Below are 6,043 nucleotides of genomic sequence, written 5' to 3'. Positions count from 1 at the left end.
CGATCATACGGGCCGCGCGTTCGGCGCGCATTTCAGCCGTGGCAGCGCCGCGCATCCGATCACCCATATCGTAGCCAAAGCGACCGCCGTGCTCGCCCATTTCGCGCCCATATTCGCCCTTCTCATGGCCGTAACGTTCGCCGTAGCCTTCGCCATGGCCGTAACGTTCGCCATACCCGTCACCATGGCGTTCGCCGTAACCTTCGCCGTGGTGATCGCCCATATGGCCGCCACGCGGACCTTCAAAGCCACCCGGACGCACCGCCATCATTTCTTCGGCGGTCAGCGCACCGTCGCCATCGGTATCGGTCGAGGTAAAGCGCTCAAGCACATGGGCGGTGAATTCTTCCTTGGTGATCTTGCCGTCGCTGTCGGTGTCCAGCAGCCCGAAACTGCGCTGCTGCCCGCCTTGCAGGCGCTCCATCATCCCACCTTCGGGGCCATGGGCCAGGACCGGGATCGCGGTTGCAACAACAACTGCACCCAGGGTCAGGGCCGAAATCGTGGTCATCAGAGTCTTGCGTTTCATGGCTTGCGCCTCCTGTAAAAGTCTTTGTGTTCTTTGCTCTGACGCGGGTGTTTCATCCGCGTTGATAAACCTGATACGCCGCCGCCCGCGGTTTCCGTCGCGCCTTGGTGCAGAAAGTTTGCGACATCCCGCCGCAACCGGCGCATGGGGCGTGTAATAAATGGATCAGATGTATATTATGGATCGAACGGCGCGGACCGAGTCCGGCGCGATACTGGGAATACAAGACATGACTGCTGATACCCAAGAACGACCGGTTGGACCGGCGCTGGTGCGCGGCTGGCGTCGCCGCTGCCCGAATTGCGGCGCGGGCCCGATGCTGCGCGGCTATTTGAAAGTGCGCGACAGCTGCCCGGTTTGCCACGAAGACCTGTCCCACCAACGCGCCGATGACGGCCCGGCCTATATGACGATCATCGTCGTCGGGCACCTGATGGCGCCGACGATCCTGTATGCCTTTGTCAAGTTCCGCCCCGATCCGCTGGTGCTGGCCTCGGTCTTTTCAGTAGGCTGCGTGGCGCTTTCGCTATATCTTTTGCCACGGTTCAAAGGCGCGTTCGTCGCTCTGCAATGGGCCAAACGCATGCATGGTTTCGGCGGAGTGAAAAGCTGACTCAAGTTCTGGACAAGACCGCGATCCGCGATGCCTCGACCGTGATCCTGTTGCGGGATGCGGCGACCAATCCCAGCGTGCTGATGGGTCAGCGCGGCGCAAAAGCCGCGTTCATGCCGAACAAGTTCGTGTTCCCCGGCGGCGCGGTCGATGCGGTCGACGCCGAGGTTCCCGTCGCCCGCCCCCTGCCCGCGATCTGTGCCGACCGGCTATGCCAACAGGCCGATGCCACTCGGGCGCAGGCGCTGGTGGCCGGAGCGATCCGCGAGGTCTGGGAAGAAACCGGCCTGATCCTTGGCCAGCCCGGTCAATGGCCCACGCCCGCGCCCGAGGGCTGGGGCGATTTCGCCGCGTCGGGCCATTTGCCCAGCGCCGAAGGCTTTCACTTTATCTTTCGCGCCATCACCCCGCCGGGGCGGCCGCGCCGGTTCGACGCGCGGTTCTTTCTGGTCGAGGCCGAGAATGCGATCGGCGATCTTGATGATTTCAGCCGCGCCGAGGATGAGCTCAGCCACCTGCAATGGATTCCGATCTCGCAGGCGCGCCAGTTCAACCTGCCCTTCATCACCGAGGTGGTTCTGGCCGAGGTTATGGGCCTGATCGAGCAAGGCCTGCCCCCCGCCAGCGTGCCGTTTTTCAACAACAGCCGCGACGTGTCGGAATTCCTGCGGATCGCCTGATCCTTACACCAGCAGGATGATCGCCACGATCGACAGCGTCAGCAACGCCATGCCGCCGACTTCGCGGCTGGAAATCCGTTCGCGGAAAATCAGCATCGTGGCAAGGATCGAGAAGATCAGTTCGACCTGACCCAGCGCCCGCACATAGGCGGCGTTTTGCAGGGTAAAGGCGGTGAACCAGCCCAGACTGCCCAGCATCCCGGTCACCCCGACCAGCGCCGTCACCCGCCAGCGCGCCAGCACCCGGCGCAGTTCGCCCGGCTCGCGCCACATCAGCCACAGGCCCAGCGCCACGGTTTGCGATGCCGTGACCACCGACAGCGCCACTGCCGCGCGCAAAAAGAAATCGCCCTGCCCCAGCGCCAGCGTCGCCCCGCGATAACCGATGGCCGAGGCGCCAAAGAACGCCCCCGCGATCAGGCCCAGCCCGGTGGCCCGGTTCCACAGCCCCGCCGCCCGGATCGCGCCCGGCGGTTGCGACAGCACGATCACCCCGGCCACGCCGACCAATATCGCCGCAAAGCCCGCGCCGCTGACCGCCTCGCCCAGAACCACGGCGGAAAACAGCGCCACCAGCACGGTTTCGGTCTTGGTAAAGGCGATGCCGACGGCAAAGTTGCGCTCGGCGAACAGGGCCACCGTGGCGAAGGTGGCGATGATCTGTCCCAGACCGCCGCCCCATGCGAACAGCCAGAACCGGGGCGGCATCTCGGGCAGGCCCACGCCCGAGCGCGTGACCAGAACCGCCGCCACCGCCGCCGCCAAGGGCGCCGCGAACAGAAAGCGCGAGAATGTCGCGCCCCCGGTCGACAGCCCGGTGCCTTTCAGCTGTTTTTGCAGCATGAACCGCAGCGTCTGCACCGCAGCCGCCGCCAAAGTGACCAGAATCCACAGTTGCACTTATTTCACCCTGATCGCGCGGCCCAGGCGGTCGGACCTTGGCAAATCGGCATGCAACGCCTGAAGCTGCGCCATGTTGTCAGCCACCGGAGACAGCGGCGCCGCGCCCTTGCGGCTGGCAAGGCTGACATGGATCAGCACCTGCTCGGCCGTGGCCAGCACCCGGTCGCCGGCACAGATTTCCTGCCAGATATACAGGATCTTGCCGCTGGCCCGCAGGCAGGTCACGGCACAATGCACATGTTCACCGACCCGCGCCTCGTCCAGATGGCAGACATGGGTTTCAGCGGTGAAAAAGCTATGCCCGGCGTCGATATAGGCCGGGTCACAGCCCAGAACCGCCATCAGCCATTCCGAACTGTCAGCGAACATCTTGAGATAGCGCCATTCGGTCATGTGACCGTTGAAATCGGCCCAGTCCTGTGGCACCGGCCCGGCGAATGAAATCGCCGGGTGCGGTTGCGACAGAACTTCGGCGGTGGTCGAGACCCGCTGCATCCGATCTGGCCTTAGAACGGCATCGGATGGGCCTTGTGGGCCTTGGAAATTGCTTTCAGCACATCGTCGCCAAGGGTCAGATCGGCAGCGCCCAGAACCACCTCAAGCTGGTCGATGGTGCGGGCACCGATGATCGGGATCACCGGGAACGGCCGGGTCTTGATCCATGCGATCGCCATTTGCACCGGGTCCAGACCGTGATCATGCGCAATGCCCAGATAGGACGAGACCGCCTCCCACACCCGCGGGGTGATGCGGCCATGCAGGTCGGGGTTGACCGAACGGCGCGAGCCTTCGGGCGTGACATCCCCAGCATATTTCCCGGTCAGCAGCCCAACCGCCAGCGGCGAATAGGCCAACAGCGTGACGTCCTCGTTATGGCCCAGCTCGGCCAGATCCAGATCGTAAAGCCGACACAGCAGCGAATATTCGTTCTGGATCGTCTGCACGCGCGGCCCGGCGCCGGACTCGGCCAGTTGCAGCCATTGCGCCGTGCCCCAGGCCGATTCATTCGACAGACCAAAGGCGCGGATCTTGCCGGCCTTGACCAGATCGTCCAGCGTTTCCAGACAGGCCTGCATATTGTCCAGCGTCGCGGCGCGGTCCTGTTTCGACGGATCGAACCGCCAGCTTTGACGAAAGTGATACGAGCCACGGTTGGGCCAGTGGAATTGGTAAAGGTCGATATAATCGGTCTGCAACCGGCCAAGCGAGCCGTTGATCGCCGACAGGATGCGCGCCGGGGTGATCTCGGGGCCATCCTTGACCGCGGCCGAGCCCTTGCCGGTGATCTTGGTGGCCAGCACCACGTCATCGCGCCGCCCGGTTCTGGCGAACCAGTTGCCGATGATTTCCTCGGTGCGGCCAGCGGTTTCCAGCTTGACCGGGTTCACCGGATACATCTCGGCGGTGTCGATGAAATTGATGCCGCGATCCAGCGCCATGTCGATCTGGGCATGGCCATCGTCTTGCGAGGTCTGCGAACCCCAGGTCATCGAGCCAAGGCAAATCTCGGTGACCTCGATGCCGCTGCGGCCAAGAGTGGTTTTTCGCATGTCTGCCTCCGAAACCTATTCAAATTCCCGAGGCAGACTATCGTTCAGGCAATCGGGCGCAACCCCGATAGGGTCAGGTCAGGGCCGAATAACGAAATAGCCCATCGTGTCCAACTCCATCAGCCGCACCACCCCGCCGGGCACCACGTTGACGAAGTCGAACAGTTCCGGCTCTTTGCCCTCTTTGCGGGCCATGCCTGCCAAGGTGTTGCCGCAAGCCGAGAATTGCACGTTGGGCACGCTGGCCGGAAAGTTCATCATCCGCTCGGCCACCGGCGAGGTGTCGGTGCGGAACATGTGCAGCCCGGCGTTATAGGCCACGATCTCGATGATATAGTCCTCGCCCGCTTCGTTCATCGCCGAGGCGAAATTCGCGGCGTTGTTCAGCACCTTGGTCATAGTGCCCGGTGCGTCGTCGCTGACCTGAAACGCGATGCGTTTCACGCCGTCATCCAACTGGGTCGCGGTTGCGCCATTGGCGAAAACCGACACCGCCAGCGCCAGCAGCGCGGCAAATCCGATCCTGAGTTTCATCTAATCCTCCCTGAATGATGAAGGCTTCAGCGTAGCGACGGAACATCTTCCTGTCCTAAAATATGTTGATATTCGCGCATTTGAACGCAACGGCACCCGAGCTTTTCCCAAGCGCCGGTGCCGATGTCCCCTCTGGCCCTTTTCACAAACCGGCGTTAAACCCCTTGCCAAACCGGGACAAAGGCAACGCACATGGCACGTATCCTCATCACTTCGGCCCTGCCGTATATCAATGGGATCAAGCATCTGGGCAATCTGGTCGGCTCGCAATTGCCGGCCGATCTGTATGCCCGCTATATGCGCCAGCGCGGCCATGAGGTGATGTTCATCTGCGCCACCGACGAACACGGCACCCCGGCCGAGCTGGCCGCCGCCAAGACCGGCGAAGACGTAGCCGAATATTGTGCCCGGATGCATGACGTTCAGGCCGAACTGGCCGACGGGTTCCGGCTGTCGTTCGATTTTTACGGTCGCTCGTCCTCGGCCCGGAACCGCGAAATCACCCAGCATCTTGCCGCCAAGCTGGCCGAGAACGGCTTTATCGAAGAAGTCAGCGAGAAACAGGTCTATTCCAATGCCGACGGCCGGTTCCTGCCCGACCGTTATATCGAGGGCACCTGCCCCAATTGCGGCTATGACAAGGCCCGTGGCGACCAATGCGAAAACTGCACCAAGCAGCTTGACCCGACCGACCTGATCGACCCGCGCAGCGCAATTTCCGGCTCGACCGATCTGGAAGTGCGCGAGACCAAACACCTGTATCTGCGCCAATCAGCGATGAAGGACGAGATTGATCAATGGATCGACAGCCAACAGGGCTGGCCGGTGCTGACCACCTCGATCGCCAAGAAATGGCTGCATGACGGCGACGGGTTGCAGGACCGGGGCATTACCCGCGATCTGAACTGGGGCGTGCCGGTGGCCAAGGGCGATCAGCCGTGGCCGGGCATGGAAGGCAAGGTGTTCTACGTCTGGTTCGACGCCCCGATCGAATATATCGGCGCGACCGCTGAATGGGCCGATGCCAACGGTCTGGATGACGCGGCATGGCAACGCTGGTGGCGCACTGATCTGGGCGCCGAAGACGTGCGCTATGTTCAGTTCATGGGCAAGGATAACGTCCCTTTCCACACCCTGTCGTTCCCTGCGACAATCCTCGGCTCGGGCGAACCCTGGAAGCTGGTCGATTACATCAAGTCTTTCAACTACTTGAACTATGACGGCGGACAGTTCT

General features: G+C 62.6%; 7 protein-coding genes and 1 pseudogene. 3 read left to right on the top strand and 5 right to left on the bottom strand.

Annotation, left to right across the window (positions count from 1 at the left end):
• Window positions 1–529 (bottom strand): annotated as a pseudogene (locus ABYW26_RS09295) (hypothetical protein); the annotation flags it as partial.
• Between the two features lie 229 nt (window positions 530–758).
• Between ABYW26_RS09295 and ABYW26_RS09290 the strand changes: the two are divergent.
• On the top strand, window positions 759–1,142 hold the full coding sequence (locus tag ABYW26_RS09290) for a DUF983 domain-containing protein (RefSeq protein WP_372604528.1): 384 nt from the start codon (window positions 759–761) through the stop codon (window positions 1,140–1,142).
• Window positions 1,100–1,822 (top strand): NUDIX domain-containing protein, encoded by a 723-nt coding sequence (locus tag ABYW26_RS09285; protein ID WP_372604527.1) that lies wholly within the window; start codon window positions 1,100–1,102, stop codon window positions 1,820–1,822. The genes ABYW26_RS09290 and ABYW26_RS09285 overlap by 43 nt, the downstream gene beginning before the upstream one ends.
• 3 nt (window positions 1,823–1,825) lie before the next feature.
• Here the strand turns inward: ABYW26_RS09285 and ABYW26_RS09280 are convergent, their stop codons facing one another.
• The 4 genes from ABYW26_RS09280 to ABYW26_RS09265 form a co-directional block, all read right to left on the bottom strand.
• Window positions 1,826–2,722, bottom strand: a complete 897-nt coding sequence (locus ABYW26_RS09280; RefSeq protein ID WP_372604526.1) for an EamA/RhaT family transporter — start codon at window positions 2,720–2,722, stop codon at window positions 1,826–1,828.
• Window positions 2,723–3,220 (bottom strand): thioesterase family protein, encoded by a 498-nt coding sequence (locus ABYW26_RS09275; protein ID WP_372604524.1) that lies wholly within the window; start codon window positions 3,218–3,220, stop codon window positions 2,723–2,725.
• 11 nt (window positions 3,221–3,231) lie between these two features.
• Window positions 3,232–4,275 (bottom strand): aldo/keto reductase, encoded by a 1,044-nt coding sequence (locus ABYW26_RS09270; protein ID WP_372604523.1) that lies wholly within the window; start codon window positions 4,273–4,275, stop codon window positions 3,232–3,234.
• Between the two features lie 78 nt (window positions 4,276–4,353).
• The gene (locus ABYW26_RS09265) at window positions 4,354–4,809 is read right to left on the bottom strand and encodes a hypothetical protein (protein ID WP_372604522.1); all 456 of its coding nucleotides are present in this window, start codon (window positions 4,807–4,809) and stop codon (window positions 4,354–4,356) included.
• A 192-nt stretch (window positions 4,810–5,001) separates the two neighbouring features.
• Here ABYW26_RS09265 and ABYW26_RS09260 point away from each other — a divergent pair.
• A partial coding sequence (locus tag ABYW26_RS09260) for a methionine--tRNA ligase (protein WP_372604521.1) occupies window positions 5,002–6,043 on the top strand: 1,042 nt, incomplete at its 3' end.

Source organism: Actibacterium sp. (genome assembly GCF_041584535.1).
Lineage (GTDB): Bacteria > Pseudomonadota > Alphaproteobacteria > Rhodobacterales > Rhodobacteraceae > Actibacterium_D.
The sequence above is the reverse complement of the archived record's forward strand: the minus strand, read 5'-3'. Positions and strand labels throughout refer to the sequence as shown.